Raw genomic sequence first — 18,178 nt, forward strand, 5'->3', positions numbered from 1 at the left:
AAAACAGGACAAACCGGAAAAAAGTCGGTCACACCGGAAGAGAGCAGGACACACCGGAAAAAGTTCAACTGCATCGGAAAAAGTTCGACTGCACCGGGGAAAGTTCGACTGCATCGGGGAAAAGCCGACCAAACGAAAAAGAGCCCGGCCGCATAAAAAACCCAAGCCCGGCTCGTCGAGCCGGGCTTGAGCCCCTAATTATACTACCTAAAAAACGTGTTTACTTAGCATCCGGACGGATGAAAGTGCTGTTCGCCGGAAGCACGTCGCCGATGGGATTGTCCGAAGCCGTCATGGCGAATACCGCCACGTTACGGTTCTCGGGCAGCGTCACCGTTTGCGCGCCTGCGGGAATATCGAGGGAAACCATATACATATAGGAGAAGTCGTACGGCAGGTTGCCTGCATCGCCCTGGTGGCGGTGTGTGCCGATGTGCGCAATCGTGGCATCCTTGAGGAACGCCTGGCTGTGTCCGCGCCAACCCCACTGGCCGTAGAAACCCTTCCACAGGGGCACGGCTACGGCCTGCTCCGAATCGCCCACCCTGAATACCGCCTCGCACTCCTTGTCGGCCGCAGCCACGAGCATGTAGAGTTTCTTGTAGTTGCCCTCGGGCAGGTCGATTACCTGGCTGCGGCACAACACCGCATCGTCGGCATTCTCCTCGCCCAGCATGAACTCCACGCCGTTGCAGGTAAGCTCCGACGGCACCAGTTCGGCGGCATAGGTACCGCGCTCCTTGTCGAAACGATAATAGGTATAGAACTCGTCGGTCGTGAAAGCCGTCGTGTTGTAGGGCAGCGTCACGGGCGCATTGTTCACTGCCAGCGTCGACTTGCGGCCCGGAGCGGCCAGCCGCACGCGGTAGGTCTTGGGCGCGAATTTCCCGGCCGTAACGAGCAACGAACGTCCGTCGGTCGCGGCAGAGCCGATTCTCTCCTCGATGCCGTTGCACTCCTCGGCCGAAAGCACCTGCGCCGGGAAGGTGATGCGGGCGTTTTCGACCGGCTTTCCGGTCAGCTCATAGCATCGTACGATGTACCCGTCGCCGTCCTCGGCCTTTTTCAGCGCTCGCACGCCGATCTGCGGGGTCGAAACCTCCAGCATCGAGAACGTCCGGCCCAGCGCACCCGTATGGACGGGGGCCACGTAGGCTACCAGCGGCATGTTGAGCTGCTCCGCGGCGGCCACCGTCGCCCCGCGTTCCGTTCCGGTATGCCCCACGATCGAGTAGGTGAAATGATTCACCCCCAGGTCGAGGTCGCGCTGGTGGGCATAGCGCCGCTCGGTCGACGGGGTGTGAATCAGCGTCAGGCGGAGCGTGTTGTCGGCGGGTTTGTCCCAGCCGTATTTGCAGTCGTTGAGCACCGAAACGCCGTACGAGCCGTCGGCATCGGTCAAATCGGCCCATTTCAAAGCCGGCACCTCGTAGGCCGTCGCCGTGTTGTTGCCGCGCTCGATATAGCCGATACCGAGGTCGTAGGCGGCCTTTTCATTGCGCACCGACATGGGGAATTCGGCTTTGAGCAGCGTATTGCGGCTGTTCCAGTCGATAGTCGTATGAATATCCAGCCTGTCGTCCGACGCGCCGTCGGTCAGCGTAAGGTACTGCGTGAACTTCGAATCGCCCCACGTGCGCTCGACCTTGAGCGAAGCCCGCACGGGGCCCTCTTCGCCCACCGAAATCGTCACCTCTCCGTCGACCGGACGCGGCGTCTTGTCCACCACCTCCTTGAGCACCTCCCAGGCAGGCCACTGGTTCGAGGGATTTCCCTCGAATACCGCCAGCCGGAATGCCTTGCCCTGCTCGACCAGCTCGCGGCCGCAGCGCTTGTCGATTAGCGAGGCGATGTCGCCGTTCTTGTCGAGCGTCACTTTGTACACGGCGTTCTCGATTGTATTTCCGGCCACTTTCAGTGCCGACGGCTTCGCCGGTGCAGCCGGACGGACGTCGTATACGGCATACCCCACCGGCCCGACGGAGGCGGCGAACGCCACGACGGCTTTCCCGCCTTCACGGCTGACGACCTGCGCCGCCACGCGGCGGCCGTCGGGGCCGTACACGGCCACGCCTCTGGCTTTGGCCGCAAGGGGCACCTCGGCCTCGACGACGGCTTTCACCGGAGAGGTCACCGCGTTATAGACCACCACGGGTGTACCTTTCACCCGCGTGTCGAGCGAATAGGACAGCGCGCCCACCGCCGTATTCATCACGTCGCCGGACTGCCGCAGGGCAATCAGTTCGTCGTTCCACGACCACGTATAGGCCTGCGGAATACTCGTTCCGGTCAAATCATCGTGGAACTGGTGCCAGATGAAACGCTGCCAGATTTCGTTGAGTTTGGCGCTGTCGTATGCCAGCGCGCCGAGCCAGTCCGCGGCTACCGAAGCGCGCTCGGCCGCCCCGGCCAGCTCCTCGTTGCGGCGGTTGTAGTACTTCATGGCCGTCTGCGAGGTGTAACAGCCCGTGGCATGCACGTCCATCAGCAGCTCGCCGTCGTACGCGGGCAGTTCCGCCTTGCGGTCGCGATAGGCCTTGAAAAGGTCGTCGCTCACGGCGCTGATGATTTCAATCGGCGCATCGGGGTCATTGACGGCTTTCTCCAGGCGGCGGCACGTGGTCACCGTACCGCTGTTACCCTTGTCGCCGACCCCTTTTCCGCCGCCCGAATAGTAGCGGAAACAGGTGTTGTCGTAACCGTTGGCGGCGCGCTCCATCAGGCGCTCGTTATACTGCACGTTCTCGGGCAGTTCGTCGTTGTAACCGCCCGTATCGAACGCCGCCAGCACCGAACTGCCGTCGATGCCGTACCAGACGCCCCAGGAGAAGGGGTTTTTCCTGTGATACGGGGCGTCGTAGAAATCGTGGTTGCGCCAGCTCAACTTCTGCGTCGACATGCCCAGCAGGCCGCAGTGCGACGCAATGGTGGGCAGCGTATACCCGAACCCGAAACAATCGGGCAGGAAGATGTCGGTCGAATGCACGCCGAACTCCTTTTTATAATACTCCTGTCCGAGCAGGATGTTGCGGAAGAACGACTCGGCCGAAGGCATGTTGGGGTCATTGGCGTCCCACGAAGCCCCGGCGATGTGCCACTGGCCCGAGGCGATGTATTTCTTCATCTGCTCGTACTGCAGGGGATAGTACTCTTTCATCCACGAATACACGACGGCCCCCTCGAAGCTGAAACGGTAGTCGGGGAAACGCTCCATCAGGTAAAGGTTCTGGAACAACGTGCGGGGTATATACTCCCGGATGGTGGTCTGCACGTCCCAGTTCCACTGGGTGTCGAGGTGGGCGTCGCAGACCATATAGGCCCTGTAGGTTTTGGGTGCCACCTGCCCGGCTTTCTGCTGGGCCGAAACGCCGCCGCCGGCGACGCACAGGGCGGCCAGGGCGAGCATCAAGCGTTTGGATTTCATTTTCGGTCGGAGTTTAAGGTTTTGCTTTTATGCAAAAATAAGCATTCGCGATGGTTCCGAAGGTATCAATTTCAGCAATAAAAGTACAGATATTGACAAAAAAAGCAAATAAAAGCAAAAAAGCAGGGCGGGACATATGCATGTCCCGCCCTGCGGAATAATACTGCAACGGCAGCGTTAGATGGCGCCTGCGATCAGGAAGACGGCAGCTACCGTAAGGATGGCGTACAACTCGGGGAAAGCCGCGAGAATCAGCGTCTTACCCATTACGTCGTGGCCGTTGCCGATAGCGGCGATACCGTTGGCGCAGACTTTCGACTGGAAGTACGACGAAGCGAGGCAGACCAGGCCCGTCAGCAGGCCGGCGCCGAAGATGGCAGCGCCCTGCAGCAGGGTCATCGAATCCGTCAGGAAACCCTTGATGATGAAGTAGCCTACGAAACCGTAGAGTCCCTGCGAGCCGGGGATGGCCGAAAGGATCATGTAGCTACCGAAAGCTCCGCCGTTCTTCTTCATGGCACCCACGGATGCCATACCGGCGATCGAAGTACCGATACAGCTCGCTACGCCCGAAAGGCCGACCATCAGCGCTACGCCGAGGTAGCCTAAAATAATTGCAGTTGTTGATTCCATAATTGTAATTTGTTTTAGTTGTTATTTGTTTTCCGAATTATCGATTTTCCGCAGGGGCTCGAACGAGCGCATCGACATCTCGAAGCCCGCATTTTTGTAGAATTCGACGAACGTCAGACGCATCGGGTGTACGAACGACGAGATGGTCGACATGAAGAGGTTGATGCCGTGGCCGATCAGCAGAATCGGAATCATAATCAGCAGCCGCACGACGATGCCCGAGCCCTCGGGGACGAATCCGGCGGCAAGCGCGTTGAACACCGTGGCGAGGATGCCGCCCGAGAGTCCGATGGCGAACAGGCGGATATACGACAGCACGTCGGAGAGGATGCCCGTCAGGTTATTGTAGGTGTCCCACAGTCCCAGTCCGAAATTCAGCAGCGGATTCTTGCCCGGCGAGTTGAAGAACAGCATCAGCACCGCGCCCACACCGAGCGTCGCATAGAACGCGGGCGACGAGGTGGTGTAGAACGGAATCACCCATTCGGGGTTGAGCAGCGGCAGTCCGCCGGCGAGGCTTCCGCCCAGAATCACCAGCAGCCAGCCCAGCGAGCCGAGCGAATATCGGAATCCGACGGTGGACGAAATCATGACGATTTTCAGCACCATGCCGAACATGATTTGCACCACGCCGATGGCCAGCGCAATGGAGAAGAACTGCCCCTGGAAATCGAAGAAATGAATCGACGGGAACCACTCCTGCATGCTCATGCCGAAGAAAGAGCCGCAGAGCAGTCCGAAGAGAATCGTCGACACGCCGCACAGCGTGGCGAACCATGCCGCCTGGCGCATCATGCCGGGCTGTTTGTTCTTCGCCAGCATCCACGCCCCCAGCAGCGCGAGAATGGCGCCGTATCCGGCATCGTTCAGGCAGATGCCGAAGAAAAGCATGTAGAACGGCGCAAAGAACGGTGTGAGGTCCATCGTACCGTATTTCGGACGGGCGTACATGTCGCCCACCAACTCGAAAACGCGCGCGAACCAGTTGTTCTTCAGTTTCACCGGCGTATCGTCCTCGGGCGTAGGATCGCCCTTGAGGTAAACGACGTTGGGATACTCCTCCAGCAAGGCGTCGACCTTGTCCGAGGTCTCCTTTTCGGCCCATCCCTCCATCACGACCAGCGTGCCGTCGGCGGCCTGCTGCGCCGTGGCTTTCACGCGCACGCCCTGCAGGCGCTCTTTCAGCGTTGCGGCATGCGCAGCGAGTAGCTTTTCAGAAACCGCCACGCGCGAAAACTCGGCGTCCAGCGTCCGGAGTTCCTTTTCGGCCACGGCGATACGGCGCTCCGCCTCGCGGATGTCCATCGACGGGGTTTTCATCTCCTGCGCATCGAGCGTCACCTCCTCGCCGGGAGCCGTCACGACGACAAAATAGGCCGTCGATTCGCTGCGGTTAATCAGCGACAGGGTATACTGCCCGGCCCACTCGGCTTCGAACTTGTCGTAGTTGCTCTTCGGGGTGAAGAAATAACGCAGTACGATGCCCTGTTCGGCCAGCGCTTTGGTGCGCTCGGGCGAAAACTCGCCCCACGGACGCAGCTCGTCGGCCGTCTTCTCCAGGCGGCCGATTTCGGCATGCAGCGCCGTAGCCCGCTGGTGCGCGGCGGCGTAGTGCTCATAAGCCTCGGCGCCCGTGGCGAAGGGCTTGGCGCCGGCGTCGCAGCGGCCCTCCTCCGCACGGAAATTGCGCAGGAATTCGGTCGCCTTGGCGTGCCCCTCGATGTCGAGCAGCAGCTGCCGGTCCTCTTCCGAGGGCTCCCAGCCCGTGGTGGTGATGTCCACAAGGCCCAGGTCGCGCAGCTTTTCGATAAAATCCTCGCTTTGCGCCGCATAGAGCACAAAGTCGTATTTTGCCATTTTCGCTATCATAACATTGCGCCCTCCCCGGCCTGTTGCTGTTTGGTTTTCACGATCTTCTGGGCCGACTTGGAGAGGTTCTCCTCGTCCTCCATGAAGCGTTTGATCTTACGTATGGCGTCCTCGTACCCGGGTATCTGCACCTTTTCGTACAAGTTCACCTTTTGAGTGGTTTTACGGCGTGCGTGGTCGAGCAGTTCCATCCGGCGGTTGTACACCTCGAACTCGATCCCCAGCTGCGCCATGCGCTTGAGGATATCGACTCCGTCGGCGAACCATACGGGCGACGAGAAGAGGTCGTAGGGCTTCTCCTCGAACTTCACGTCCTGCAAAACGGGTATCCGCACACCCGCGATCTTCTGTACCGAAAGTTCGACATCAGCGATGCGCAAGAGGTCACAATCAAACTCTCCCCAGAGCGCCACCATGTAGTCGTACTCGGCCTTCAGGGCATCGAGCCGGCTGCGGTAGTCGCCCGCGGAGTCCTTCGCCTTCTTCACTTCGGAGCGCAGGGCCGACTCCTTACTTTTGATCGTAGGGAGTGCCTTCTGCCGCATTTTCAGCTGCTTGCCGAGGTCGCCGAGCGAGGTCTTGTTATATTGAAATTTGATTGCCATCGCGTTTTACGATTCTTTCCAGTACTTTTTGATGAGCTCCTCCTTGATCGCGACCTCCTCCTTGGAGAAGTATTTCGCGAAGAGTCCCCACGCCGTGTCGAGCATCTCGGTGATGCCGATATTGACGTCGATCGACAGGAGTTTCTCCGAATAGTCGTATGCGAACTTCAGCGTACGCTCGTCGTAGTCCGAGAGGTCGAAACCGTTCTCGAGCTTGGTCTTGGCGTTGGCTGCGTCGGCATAGAGGCGCACGCAGGCGTTCATCACCTGCGGATGGTCTTCGCGGGTTTTCTTGCCGATGACCAGCTGCTTCAGACGCGACAGCGAACGGAACGGGTCGACGATGACCTTGCCCGTATCGGAGTCGTTGCGAAGGAACAACTGTCCTTCGGTGATGTAACCCGTATTGTCGGGGATGGCGTGCGTAATGTCGCCGCCCGACAGGGTCGTCACGGCGATAATGGTAATCGAACCGCCGTTGGGCAGCTGCACGGCCTTCTCGTAAATCTTCGCCAGATCGGAGTAGAGCGAGCCGGGCATCGAGTCTTTCGACGGAATCTGGTCCATACGGTTCGACACGATGGCCAGCGCATCGGCGTAGAGCGTCATGTCGGTCAGCAGCACCAGCACCTTTTCGCCCTTGTCCACGGCGAAATACTCGGCGGCCGTAAGCGCCATGTCGGGAACCAGGAGCCGCTCCACGGGCGGGTTCTCCGTCGTGTTGACGAACGACACGATGCGGTCGAGCGCACCGGCGTTCTCGAACACCGACTTGAAGTAGAGGAAGTCGTCGTTCGAAAGTCCCATGCCGCCGAGGATGATTTTGTCGGCCTTGGCGCGCAGCGCCACGTTGGCCATCACGGCGTTATACGGCTGGTCGGGATCGGCGAAGAACGGAATCTTCTGCCCCGTCACGATCGTATTGTTCAAATCGATGCCGGCGATACCCGTGGCGATCAGCTCCGAAGGCTGGATACGCCGGAAAGGGTTCACCGTCGGGCCGCCGATTTCGCGCGCCTCGCCCTCGACGATTTCACCGCCTTCGAGCGGTTCGCCGTAGGCGTTGAAGAAACGGCCCGCCAGGTTGTCCGATACGCGCAGCTTCGGCGGCTCGCCGTGGAAGACGACCTCCGAGTCGGTAGCAATCCCCTCGGTTCCGGAGAAAACCTGCAACGTCACGTTCTCGCCCATAATCTTCACCACCTGCGCCAGCTTGCCGCCCACGGTGGCAAGTTCGTCGTTGCCGACGCCCAGCGCCTTGAGCGTCACGGTCGCCTTGGTGATGTTGTCAATCTTGGTATATATTTTCTGAAAAGCTCGTGTTGTCATGGTCTAAAGCTTATTTGATTTTTTCACTCACATACTTCTCGATCTGCTTCAGGTAATCGTTGAACTTCTCCGACTGCCATTCCGAATAGTTCATCTGGCGGAAAAGGTTGATCAGACCCTTGAAGAACTGCGAGCACTCCTCGAAACCGGCGAAAGCGAACTCCTTGCTGCAGATGTCGAGCACCATTTTGTACATCATCTTCTGGCGTTCGAGCGGGCAGTTGGCGTCGATGTCGTCGAATGCGTCCTGCTGCAGGATTACGAAGTCTATCAGCTCCGACTTCCAGAAACGTTCGTGGTATTCCACCGGCACGCCGTCGTCGCCGAGGATATTGATCTGGTCGTTGGCCTCCTTGCCGCGCTGCACGATGGTCTTGCCGGCATATACAAGGTCCACCCAGTCTTTCTCGATATGGTCGTCGAGGTATTCCCTGATTTCGGGATACTCGAGGTATTTCGAATAGGATTCCAGCGGGTCGATGGCCGGATAGCGCTTCGAGTCGGCACGTCCCTGCGACAGGGCGTAGAAGCAGCGCGCCGCCTTCTTCGTGGACTCGGTCACCGGCTCCTTGAGGTTACCGCCCGCGGGCGACACCGTACCGAGGAAAGTCACCGAACCCGTCTGGCCGTTGTTCAGCTTCACCAGTCCGGCACGCGAATAGAAGTTCGAGATAATCGCCGAGAGGTCCATCGGGAAAGCGTCCTGTCCGGGCAGCTCCTCCAGACGGTTCGACATCTCGCGCAGCGCCTGTGCCCAGCGCGACGTCGAGTCGGCCATCACCAGCACCTTGAGGCCCATGGCGCGGTAGTACTCGCCGATGGCCATACCCGTATACACCGACGCCTCGCGCGCCGCAACGGGCATGTTCGACGTGTTGCAGATGATAATCGTGCGCTCCATGAGCTTGCGGCCCGTATGGGGGTCGACCAGTTCGGGGAACTCCTTGAAAATCTCCACCACCTCGTTGGCACGCTCGCCGCAGGCCACCATGATGATGATGTCGGCATCGGCCTGTTTCGAAATGGCGTGCTGGAGCACGGTCTTGCCCGCACCGAAAGGCCCGGGGATAAAGCCCGTACCGCCCTCGGCCATCGGGTTGAACGTGTCGATGGCGCGGACGCCCGTTTCCATCATGCGCGAGGGGCGCGGCTTCTCCACGTAGCAGCGCACGGCCTGCTTCACGGGCCACTTCTGCACCATCGTGATGTCGTAGTCCCGGCCCTCGTCGTCGGTCACCACGGCAATCGTGTCCGTGACCTTGTATTTACCGGCCGCCGCCACGCTCTTGACCGTATAGTTCCCGGCCATCGTGAAGGGCACCATGATTTTGTGGCTCACCCACTGCTCCTTGACTTCGCCCAGCCACGATGCGGCCGTCGCCTTGTCGCCCGCTTTGGCCAGCGGCGAGAACTCCCACTCCGCCCCGAAATCGACCGGGTCGGTAATCGACCCGCGCTCGATGAACAGACCGTCCATCTTCTCGAGGTCGTTCTGCAGACCGTCGTAGTTGCGCGACAAGAGGCCCGGGGCGAGCGTCACCTCGAGCATATGCCCCTCGAACTCGACCTTGTCGCCGATTTTGAGTCCGCGGGTGCTGTCAAAAACCTGGACATAGGCGCTGTCGCCTACGACCTTGATGACCTCGGCCATCATTTTGGTATCGCCTGCATACACGTAGCAGATTTCGTTCTGGCCTACGGCTCCGTCGGCCTTGACGATGACGATGTTGGAGATGATACCGTTTACACGTCCTGTAGTTTTCATGAATATTCGTTTAGTTTCTTATTTTTCGTTTTTCCGGCCCCGGCGCACGTTCCGCCTCGGGCATCCCGGCCCCCTGAAGAGGCGCCCGGGACAGTACCGGGCCTGCTGACACGGCCTGCGGCCGTGCATGCGCTTTCAGGACTACTCCTTGTTTTCCACCAGCGCCCTGCCGTCCAGCTCGGCCATCAGGCGGGAGAACATCTCGCGGCCGCGTGCGGCGTCGAGCTGTGTCCAGCGCGCCACGATGTTGACGCGGACGAGGTACGAAAGGATGGAGTTGATGTCGAAATAGTCGAACGTCGCCAGTTCCACGGCTTCGTTCCAGCGGATCAGGTCGAGCTTATGCTCTTTCTCCACGAGGTTGGCATCGTCGTTCACGGCGGCGATCACGGCGTCGATGTAGGGCAGCTCGCCCCGCAGTCCGAAATCGGCGGCCGAGCTGCGCTCCAGCTGCTCGACCACGTCGCCCCCGCCTACGGTCACCTCCTCTACGGGACGCCCAGCGGCACGGGCCGTCACGGCGGCCGTCACGTTGCGCAGGTTGCGGTCGAATTCCGACCACGCGCGCAGGAAGCGGCTGCGGGCACGGCTGCAAGCGCCGTAATAGGCGTCGAACAGGGCCGTTTCGAAGCGCTGCGCCGTATCGACCTCCTCGGCGTCCTCGCCCTCGGGGTCGGCATAGGCGCGCAGCACACGGGCCACGGGGGCCGGCAGCTTCCGGGGAGCCTTCACCTCCTCTTCCAGCTCCTCGTGCGTGAAGTTGCCCAGCGGATTGTGCGCCGAGCGCCCCGCGCGCAGCGAAGCGATATTCTCACAGTCGTAGTAGCCGTACAGCAGCCGCACCTCGGCAGCGTCCGCCGCCGACACACCTTCGAGAATCTCCCCGATGATGGCTTTGGCATCGAAGCCCTTGGTGTCGGCGTCGAGCGAATACTCTTTCAGCCCGGCGACCAGACAATAATAATTCGTTGCGAACATGGTCGTTACGCCTTAAAGAGCATATCCGAAACCTTCTCGCGCAGGTACTCGCCCAGCAGGGCGTCGAAATCGGCGTCGGAGAACGAGATGTAGTAGCCGCCGTCTTTGGCGCCCACCTTGAAGCCGGACTTCACCTCTTTGGAATACCCCACTTCGATACCGGCGGCGAGCAGTTCCTGCGCGCTTTTGCCGAACGCCGCGTCGAGCTCCGCACGTCCGGCTTCGGGCAGCAGGGCTTTCAGCTCCACCTTGCCGGCCTCGGCGCCGTTCCAGTTCCGGGCCACCGACAGCAGCATCTCCTTGATGAAGGCGGGATCGAGCGCCGCGTCCTTAACCCCGGCGGCCGTAGCCCGGGCAACGATCATCGAGGCGATCTCCGCCTTGATTTTCGCGGCGGCCTGCTTGCCGGCGAGCGAAATCTCGGTCATGGTGTTCTTCTCCACGTCCTCGGCTTTCACCTGGGCTTTCTTAACGATGTCTTCGGCCTGGGCGCGGGCTTCGGCAACGATCTTCGCCGCCTCTTTCTTGGCCTCGGCAACCAGGCGGTCGGCCTCGGCGCGGCCTTTCTCCAGTCCCTCGTCATAGAGCTTCTTGGTCAGCTCCTGAAGTTTGTTTTCCATAGTGTTATTTAGTTTTGATTATTGTTTTTTCATTTTACGCACAAATATATAAAAGATAATTAGAAATCAGAGGCCGATGACAATAAATTGTCCTTTTTTGACAAGAATCGGGAACAAAAAGAGGAACCCGGCAGCCCGGAAAACAGCCCCTCCGGCGACTTCCGGACAACCCTCCCGGCGCTGCAAAACAGGGGCCAGAACGGTACACCGCGCAGATGGACAGGATTCGCCGCGACGAAAAACAGACTGTGCCGCACCCCGGAGAACGATGTTCGCTTTTTGAAAAGCGGCACAGCCCTCCGGGAAAACAACCGGGGAGCGGTTCAATGAACCGCTCCCCGACCGATGCGCAATATTTAAAGCACAACTATTCGGCATCGAACTTACAGACGCACACATGGCGGTACTCCTCCCCCGGGCCGAGCAGTCGAGGGAAACTCCGGACGGTTGGGACTGTCGGGAAAATGCCGTGTTTCCAGCGCCAGCGACGCCCGGTGCCCATAGCTTTGCCGCCCTTGCCTACCTCCTTGCCGTCGAAGAAATTGCCCCCACCTGGACGGTCATTTGTCCAGTACGACGATGGTATAGGACCAGGGCTCCAGTTCGAGCGTCTGCGCGGCTTTCGCGGGCAGCTTCCGTTCGACGGGGACGATGCGTTCGGGTTGCTCGGGGCTGTTGGCCGCAATCAGGTCGCCCGAGAGCGAAACCATGCGTGCGGCGGAAACCCGCTCCATACCCGCCACGCGCAGGGCTGCGCGCAGGGGTTCGGCTCCCGTATTGACGATATGCAGCACCACGCGGCTGCCCTCCGGGCTGCGGGTGGCCGTCACGTCGAGCTCCTCGCCGGCACCCTCCGTCGCACTGGCGACGAGCAGGGGCTCGTGGTGGGCCGAGGCCATCTGCTGCGCATAGTAGGGAGGCATGCCCCACACCTGCGACGGGGTGAAGAAAACCTGCCCCTGGTCCCAGCCGTTGTCGTTCTGCTTGTACGGTTGCAGGGCGTTGGCCGCGCACGACGTCAGCACGAAGTCGCCCATGCGGCGCACGGCGTTCTGTACGGCGGCATGTCCCAGCACGCGCTGCATGTCGTGGCGGTTGCCGTTCTCCTCGAAGATGGCGCATTTGATCGCGGTATCCGGATTCCACGCGAGGAACAGCTCGCGCATGCGGCGCAGTTCGGCTTCGACCTCCCGGCCGCTGGCGAGCTGGTCGGCCCACGGGTGGTAATCCCAGTAGTCGGCCTTGCCGTCCAGGGCGCGGAACGTGCGCTCCATGCTCGGGGAGTCGGGGCGCCACCACGCCGTGGCAATCAGCTTCACCGAGGGGTCTTTGCCCTTGATGGCATCGTGCAGCAGGCCGAAGCGTTCGACGTAGTGGTCGTACTCGTCGGCGCTATCGCCGTGGAAGAGCACCTCCTCGTTGCCGATACCGATGTATTTCACGCCGTAAGGCTCGGGATGGCCGTTTTCGGCGCGTTTACGCCCCCACTCCGACGTTACGGGGCCGTTCAGGTACTCGATCATGTCGGCCATGTCTTCGGGCGACTCCTCGATGTTGACCGCAAAGGCCGCCGTGAAGCCCGCCTTCTCGCAGAACTGCACGAAGTCCTCGATACCGAAGCCGTTGGTCGACCAGCGGTACCAGTGGCCGCAATAGGGCGGGCGCCTGTCGCGGTCGCCTATCATCTTCTTGAAACGGTAGCCCGGTACGTTGACCATCGTGCCGCCGTAGCGCAGGAACGTCAGCCCCTGGTCGACCATCGCCTGTCCGATGTCGGCCCGCAGCGGCAGGCCGCGGAACCGGTCGCTGCCCGTGGACATGAGCGTCGCCTGGTCAACCTGCACCCGGCCCGGGCCATCGAGGTAGACGGCGAAGCGGGCGTTACTGTCCGCGGCCGCAGCGGTCAGTTCGAACGGGAATTTCCGCCATGCGGCGCCGAGGCCCGTGATGCGCTGTGCGGCGTAGGATGCCGTACCGTCGGCGCTTTGCAGGGCCACGACCACATCGCCCGTACCCTTGAGGTAGAGGCGGCCTTCGAATCGCTGCCCCTTGCGCACGGCGATGCCCCAGCGGTTCAGGCCCGCATTGGCGATACCCACGGTGCCCGTCCCGGAAACGAACTCCACGGCCTGCGCGTGCGCGCCGTTAAAGGCGTCGCCCGCCGTATGGCGATAGGCGGCCACGGCATCGCCCGTCGAAAAGGCGTCCCACTGCCGGCTGATTTGCACGGCGGGCGTCGTGCGGAAGGCGAGCGTCCGCTCCCGGCTGCCGTCCGCGATTTTCACGTTGCGGAAACGCACTTCGGAATTCCACGTGCGCAGCGCGACCTTGCCTTTGGCCGGCACGGGATCGTCGTCCGCAGCTTCCAGAACACATGCGCCGTTGAGCAAGACCCGTATTTTCCCGCCGCCGGTCTGAACGCCCAGGCGGTTCCACTGCGCGGGGTCGCACGACACCGCAGCCTCGGCAACCGGGGTGAAATTCTTTCGGTGCTTGCCCAGCACGACTTTCCTGCCGTCGGCCGCAAGGCTTATCTCATAACCGTTGAAATTGTCGGCGCCGTTGCCCGCCTCGGACACCCCGACGAGCAGTCCGGCATTGTCGCCCCCGTTGCCGCGGACAAACTTCAGTTCGGCTTCCGCCCTGCCGCTGGCAAGCTCCAGCGGCTCGTAAACCAGCTTGGCGCCGGCATGGGCCGCAGCGATCACCTCGCCGCCCTCGGCGCGCCACGAGCCCTCATAGGCCGTGCAGTCGTCGAAAAGGGGGTTGGGAACGGGCTCCTCGAAACTCTCGCCGAAGATACGCTGGTCGTAGAGGCCGCCGTAGATTTCGTGGTTGACGTCCTCGATGCAGGCGCCGTAGAGCCACGGGGTGATGTCGGCTTCGACTTTCGAGGCATCCACCGCAATCGCGGCGTCGGGTTCGCGGCCCGAGCAGGCCGCGGTCACGGCGGCACACAGGCACAGGGCAGCCGCGGGGAGTATTTTTACGAAACGGTTCATAATGGGGATTATTTTGTCAGTTCTCGTTGTATCTGTTCGAGGGATTTGTCTTTGGTTTCGGGCAGTTTCGCCGCAAAGATAAGGCTGTCCAAGGCAATCGACAGGGAACATGCCCGGCATGGTAAACCTCGGGTCGGTGACGCCGATGACAATGGACTGCATCATGGCCCCTCACGGAACACGCCCGACATTCCGGGCCCGGCCCGAGGCGCAGCGCCATTCGAGGTTGCGCAGAACCGGCGTATTGTCCGCGTCTGCCCAGCGGCGGCGGTTCCGAACAGGTATGCTTGGCGCCGCCTTTATTTATAAGGTATATCTCCTTACTGCGCAACAGTTTGCCGGCCAGTTCGTCCGAGGCGATTTCGCAGTCGCACACCGTGCGGCCGTCGCGCCGGAACATATACTGAGGCGCAGGAGAGATACCCTCGGGGTTGTGGCGCCACGCACAGCGTAGCGGACACCCTTTCAGGAAGACCGTGGTACGGATACCGGGCCCGTCGTGTATGGCGAACTCTTCGATGCTGAAAACGATGCCTTTCTCCATGGCGCAGTGCGGTCTTTTCTGCAAATATAAACAAAATTTTATCATACTGGTACGAACTGGTATGTTTTTTTGCAAAATCGTACCGGTTCGTACCGATGTTCCCCGATTTTTGCTTATATTTGCATCACCGGGGAAGTTCAACGCAATGAAAAACAACGAATCCAAATACAAACAGGTCGTGAACTTCGTCATCGACGGCATCACCGAAGGTCGGCTCCAGAAAGGCGACTGGATACCCTCGATCAACGAATTCCGCGAGAATTACCGTCTTTCGCGCGACACCGTATTCGCGGGGTTGAGCGAGCTCAAATCGCGCGGCATCATCGCCTCGACGCCCGGCGTGGGCTACTACGTCGCCTCGGCGCGGGTTCCGGCGGAGCACAACGTCTTCCTGCTTTTCAACGAATTCAACGAATTCAAGGAAGACCTCTACAACTCGTTCATGGAGCACGTCGGCAAGGGCGTAAGCGTCGACCTCTATTTCCACAACTACAACCGCAGGGTATTCGACACGCTCGTCGCCGACGCCAACGGCAAATACACCACCTACATCATCATGCCGGGCAAATTCACAGGCATCGGGCCGCTGCTCGAAAGCCTCTCTGGACGGGTGTTCCTGCTCGACCATTTCCATCCCGAGCTGCTGGGCAAATACTCCTCCGTGGCGCAGAATTTCGAAAAGGACACCTACGAGGCGCTCTGCCACGGCCTCGGCCATATCCGCAAATACGAACGCCTGCTGATGGTGCAGCACGAGAAGAAGGAGCCGCAGGAGCGCTACGACGGGCTGGTGCGCTTCTGCACGGAGCAGGGTTTCGGCCACGAATACCTCGCCACGATCCGCGACCGCGAGATCCGCAGGGGCGACTTGTTCATCCTGGTCAGCGACCGCGACATGGTGACGCTGCTCAAGCAGGCCGAAAGGCAGCAGATGACGCCCGGGCGCGAGTTCGGCATCATCTCCTACAACGATACGCCGCTCAAGGAGATACTCGCGGGCGGCATCACCACCCTGTCGACCGACTTTAGGCAGATGGGCCGCACGCTGGCGCAGCTGCTCAACCAGAAAGGCATCCGCAACATCGAAAACCCGTGGATGCTCAACATCCGACGGTCATTATAACAACGTCCGCAGCCTGAAAATGCCCGCGGGGCGCGGGCGGAAACCGGCGGTTCCCGGCGCACACCGCATAAAACAGCAACGGAAAAGCCCCGGCCATGCGCCGGGGCTTTTCCGTTTTACCGATACGGTTACTGGTGCTGGGGACGCAGCAAATCCTGCACGACCTTCACCGGGGAGAAAGTCGTGACGGGAACATCCACGAACACCGTATTCCAGTCGGCCATCGCGCCGTTCCACAGTCCCGGCAGCTCCTGCGCACGCAGCTCGCGGCCGCCGCTCGACTTCGACGAGATAAAGCCCGTCGAGGGATCGGTATAGCGGCGCAGGTCGAACTTGCGGCCTTTCGAGTCGCGGACGCCGCACACCAAATCCACGGGATTGAAGTGTGTGGCCGACTGCATCAGCGGCAGGTCGGCGGGCGCGATTTGGCTCGATTCGGCAATCTGCAGCGACTGCGTGCCGTCGGGGTTCGCAACCCAGAACGGGCCGCCGCCCGGCTCGCCCTCGTTGCGCACCATGCCGCAGACACGAATCGGACGATCCAGCACGGCGCGCAGCAGGGCTGAATCGTAGTCGGCGGGAAGCTTTACGCAGAGCCGGTTTTCGATGAACCCGGCAATGGGCTCCAGCTCCGCGCCGCCCACCTCGAGCGCCTTGAGGTACTCGAAAGCGCGATCCTGCAAATCGAGCAGCATCCCCGCCAGCACCTTTTTATAACGAATCGTGTCGCCGCGCCGTGCGTCGGTGGTCACGTTGTCGATGTTCTTGATGAAAATCAGGTCGGCGTCGATTTCGTTCAGGTTTTCGATCAATGCGCCGTGCCCCGCGGGACGGAACAGCAGCGAACCGTCCTCCTGCCGGAACGGGGTGTTGTCCGGATTGACGGCAATGGTGTCCGTGGAGGGTTTCTGCACCGAGAACGAAATCTCGTAGCGGATGCCGAAACGTTTTTCGTAAACGGGAATCTTCTCCGCCAGCAACGCCTCGAACCCGGCCCGGTGCTCGGGCGACACGGTGAAATGGATTTTCGCGACGCCGTTCGAAGCCGCATAGACAGCCCCCTCGACCAGGTGCTCCTCGACGGCCTTGCGGGCCCCCTCGGGATAGGCGTGGAAGGTCACGAGCCCCTTGGGTTTCCGCCCGTAGCCGAGCCCCTCCCCGACGATGGCCTCGACGACCGCCTTGTCATCGGCCCCGGCCGGGAGCACGGCTTTCAACTCGGGCCAGAATGCGAATTTTTCGATGTTCGCGAGCAACGCGTCGATGCCTTTGCCGCGCCTGTCGTCGTTGACGAACTCGAACAGCTCCTTGAACATGCGCGTCGCGGCTCCCGACGCCGGGACGAATTTCACGATACCCAGCCCGGGGGCCTCCTTTTCGTAACGCGCGACGGCGGCATTGGCCTCCGCTTCATCCGCCACCGTCACGCCGTCGCCCGGCGACGCGGCTCGTACGACGTGCAGGAAAGGAAATCCGCGGCGGAAGTTCTCCAACTGCCGCTCGACCGCCCCGGGGGTCTGGCCGTGTTTTTCGATCTGCTGTAAATCCTCTTTGGTAAACATGGTATTCTGTTATTTAGTTTTTTCGTCGGTTCGGAATTATCTTCAAAGATAACGAAATAATTCCTAACTTTGCACATCATGATCCGAGAATTTCACCAAACCAGCCTGCGCGGACGCAACAGTTTCGGCGTCGAGCAACATGCCGCGCGGCTCGCCGAATTCGAGAACGCGGAAGACCTGCGCACGCTCTTCGGCAACGGCGCGCCCGAGCGCTGGTGCGTCCTGGGCGGCGGCAACAACATCCTCTTCACACGCGACTACGACGGGCTGCTCCTGACGCCCGTCTGCCGGCAGATCACCCCGCTCGGCGAAGCGGACGGCACCGTGCGCATACGGGTCGACGCGGGCGTCGAATGGGACGACCTGGTCGAATGGGCCGTGCAGCGCGGACTGTGGGGCATCGAAAACCTCTCGCTCATCCCGGGTACGGCCGGAGCGGCTCCCGTGCAGAATATCGGCGCCTACGGCTGCGAAGCCAAAGACGTAATCGAACAGGTACACATGTTCTGCGTCGACAGCCGCTCGACGGCGACGCTCGACGCCACGCACTGCTGTTTCGGCTACCGCGAGAGCGTCTTCAAGCACGAACTGCGGGGCCGCGTCGTCATCACGGCCGTAGACATCCGCCTCTCGCGCACGCCCCGGCCCCGGCTGGGATACGGCGACGTGGAGCGCGAAGTCGAAGCCCGCGGCGGCGCGACGCTGCGCAACATCCGCGAGGCAA

12 protein-coding genes and 1 pseudogene are annotated in these 18,178 nt (G+C 61.0%); 2 read left to right on the plus strand and 11 right to left on the minus strand.

Going from position 1 to position 18,178, the window contains the following annotated elements; translation table 11 throughout:
- Positions 1-220: 220 nt before the first annotated feature.
- From QZT71_RS05760 to QZT71_RS12535, 10 genes and pseudogenes are all read right to left on the minus strand, one after another.
- Positions 221-3,424 carry an alpha-mannosidase gene (locus tag QZT71_RS05760; protein WP_295913739.1) on the minus strand — a complete coding sequence of 1,068 codons (3,204 nt, stop codon included), beginning with the start codon at positions 3,422-3,424 and terminating at the stop codon, positions 221-223.
- Positions 3,425-3,601: 177 nt separating this feature from the next.
- A complete protein-coding gene (locus QZT71_RS05765) occupies positions 3,602-4,057 on the minus strand; it encodes an ATPase (protein ID WP_009597832.1) in 456 nt (151 codons plus the stop codon).
- A 21-nt stretch (positions 4,058-4,078) separates the two neighbouring features.
- Positions 4,079-5,914 carry a V-type ATPase 116kDa subunit family protein gene (locus tag QZT71_RS05770; protein ID WP_295913748.1) on the minus strand — a complete coding sequence of 612 codons (1,836 nt, stop codon included), beginning with the start codon at positions 5,912-5,914 and terminating at the stop codon, positions 4,079-4,081.
- 8 nt (positions 5,915-5,922) lie between these two features.
- Positions 5,923-6,531, minus strand: coding sequence for a V-type ATP synthase subunit D (locus tag QZT71_RS05775; protein ID WP_295913749.1), 609 nt, complete (start codon positions 6,529-6,531; stop codon positions 5,923-5,925).
- A 6-nt stretch (positions 6,532-6,537) separates the two neighbouring features.
- Positions 6,538-7,860: a V-type ATP synthase subunit B gene (locus tag QZT71_RS05780; protein ID WP_295913752.1), complete on the minus strand. Its 1,323-nt coding sequence runs from the start codon at positions 7,858-7,860 to the stop codon at positions 6,538-6,540.
- Positions 7,861-7,870: 10 nt separating this feature from the next.
- A complete protein-coding gene (locus QZT71_RS05785) occupies positions 7,871-9,625 on the minus strand; it encodes a V-type ATP synthase subunit A (protein WP_295913754.1) in 1,755 nt (584 codons plus the stop codon).
- Between the two features lie 141 nt (positions 9,626-9,766).
- The gene (locus QZT71_RS05790; protein ID WP_295913755.1) at positions 9,767-10,603 is read right to left on the minus strand and encodes a DUF2764 family protein; all 837 of its coding nucleotides are present in this window, start codon (positions 10,601-10,603) and stop codon (positions 9,767-9,769) included.
- A gap of 5 nt (positions 10,604-10,608) precedes the next feature.
- Positions 10,609-11,223 carry a hypothetical protein gene (locus tag QZT71_RS05795; RefSeq protein WP_295913757.1) on the minus strand — a complete coding sequence of 205 codons (615 nt, stop codon included), beginning with the start codon at positions 11,221-11,223 and terminating at the stop codon, positions 10,609-10,611.
- Between the two features lie 560 nt (positions 11,224-11,783).
- Complete coding sequence (locus QZT71_RS05800; RefSeq protein ID WP_295913760.1) at positions 11,784-14,225, minus strand: family 16 glycoside hydrolase; 2,442 nt, start codon at positions 14,223-14,225, stop codon at positions 11,784-11,786.
- A gap of 415 nt (positions 14,226-14,640) precedes the next feature.
- Positions 14,641-14,769: pseudogene (locus QZT71_RS12535) on the minus strand (pyruvate formate lyase-activating protein); the annotation flags it as partial.
- 145 nt (positions 14,770-14,914) lie between these two features.
- On the opposite strand from QZT71_RS12535, the gene QZT71_RS05805 reads away from it, so the two are divergent.
- On the plus strand, positions 14,915-15,892 hold the full coding sequence (locus QZT71_RS05805) for a GntR family transcriptional regulator (protein WP_295913763.1): 978 nt from the start codon (positions 14,915-14,917) through the stop codon (positions 15,890-15,892).
- Between the two features lie 128 nt (positions 15,893-16,020).
- Here the strand turns inward: QZT71_RS05805 and QZT71_RS05810 are convergent, their stop codons facing one another.
- Positions 16,021-17,454: a DUF4301 family protein gene (locus tag QZT71_RS05810; protein ID WP_295913765.1), complete on the minus strand. Its 1,434-nt coding sequence runs from the start codon at positions 17,452-17,454 to the stop codon at positions 16,021-16,023.
- 78 nt (positions 17,455-17,532) lie between these two features.
- Here QZT71_RS05810 and QZT71_RS05815 point away from each other — a divergent pair.
- A partial coding sequence (locus tag QZT71_RS05815; protein ID WP_295913768.1) for an FAD-binding protein occupies positions 17,533-18,178 on the plus strand: 646 nt, incomplete at its 3' end.

This window comes from uncultured Alistipes sp., assembly GCF_902388705.1.
Taxonomy (GTDB): domain Bacteria; phylum Bacteroidota; class Bacteroidia; order Bacteroidales; family Rikenellaceae; genus Alistipes.

Excerpts from the sequence above, each read along its gene's own strand:
- QZT71_RS05800 (WP_295913760.1), bottom strand. The coding sequence starts at position 14,225 with ATGAACCGTTTCGTAAAAATACTCCCCGCGGCTGCCCTGTGCCTGTGT.
- QZT71_RS05780 (WP_295913752.1), bottom strand. The coding sequence starts at position 7,860 with ATGACAACACGAGCTTTTCAGAAAATATATACCAAGATTGACAACATC.
- QZT71_RS05810 (WP_295913765.1), bottom strand. The coding sequence starts at position 17,454 with ATGTTTACCAAAGAGGATTTACAGCAGATCGAAAAACACGGCCAGACC.
- QZT71_RS05790 (WP_295913755.1), bottom strand. The coding sequence starts at position 10,603 with ATGTTCGCAACGAATTATTATTGTCTGGTCGCCGGGCTGAAAGAGTAT.
- QZT71_RS05795 (WP_295913757.1), bottom strand. The coding sequence starts at position 11,223 with ATGGAAAACAAACTTCAGGAGCTGACCAAGAAGCTCTATGACGAGGGA.
- QZT71_RS05775 (WP_295913749.1), bottom strand. The coding sequence starts at position 6,531 with ATGGCAATCAAATTTCAATATAACAAGACCTCGCTCGGCGACCTCGGC.
- QZT71_RS05765 (WP_009597832.1), bottom strand. The coding sequence starts at position 4,057 with ATGGAATCAACAACTGCAATTATTTTAGGCTACCTCGGCGTAGCGCTG.
- QZT71_RS05785 (WP_295913754.1), bottom strand. The coding sequence starts at position 9,625 with ATGAAAACTACAGGACGTGTAAACGGTATCATCTCCAACATCGTCATC.
- QZT71_RS05805 (WP_295913763.1), top strand. The coding sequence starts at position 14,915 with ATGAAAAACAACGAATCCAAATACAAACAGGTCGTGAACTTCGTCATC.
- QZT71_RS05760 (WP_295913739.1), bottom strand. The coding sequence starts at position 3,424 with ATGAAATCCAAACGCTTGATGCTCGCCCTGGCCGCCCTGTGCGTCGCC.
- QZT71_RS05770 (WP_295913748.1), bottom strand. The coding sequence starts at position 5,914 with ATGGCAAAATACGACTTTGTGCTCTATGCGGCGCAAAGCGAGGATTTT.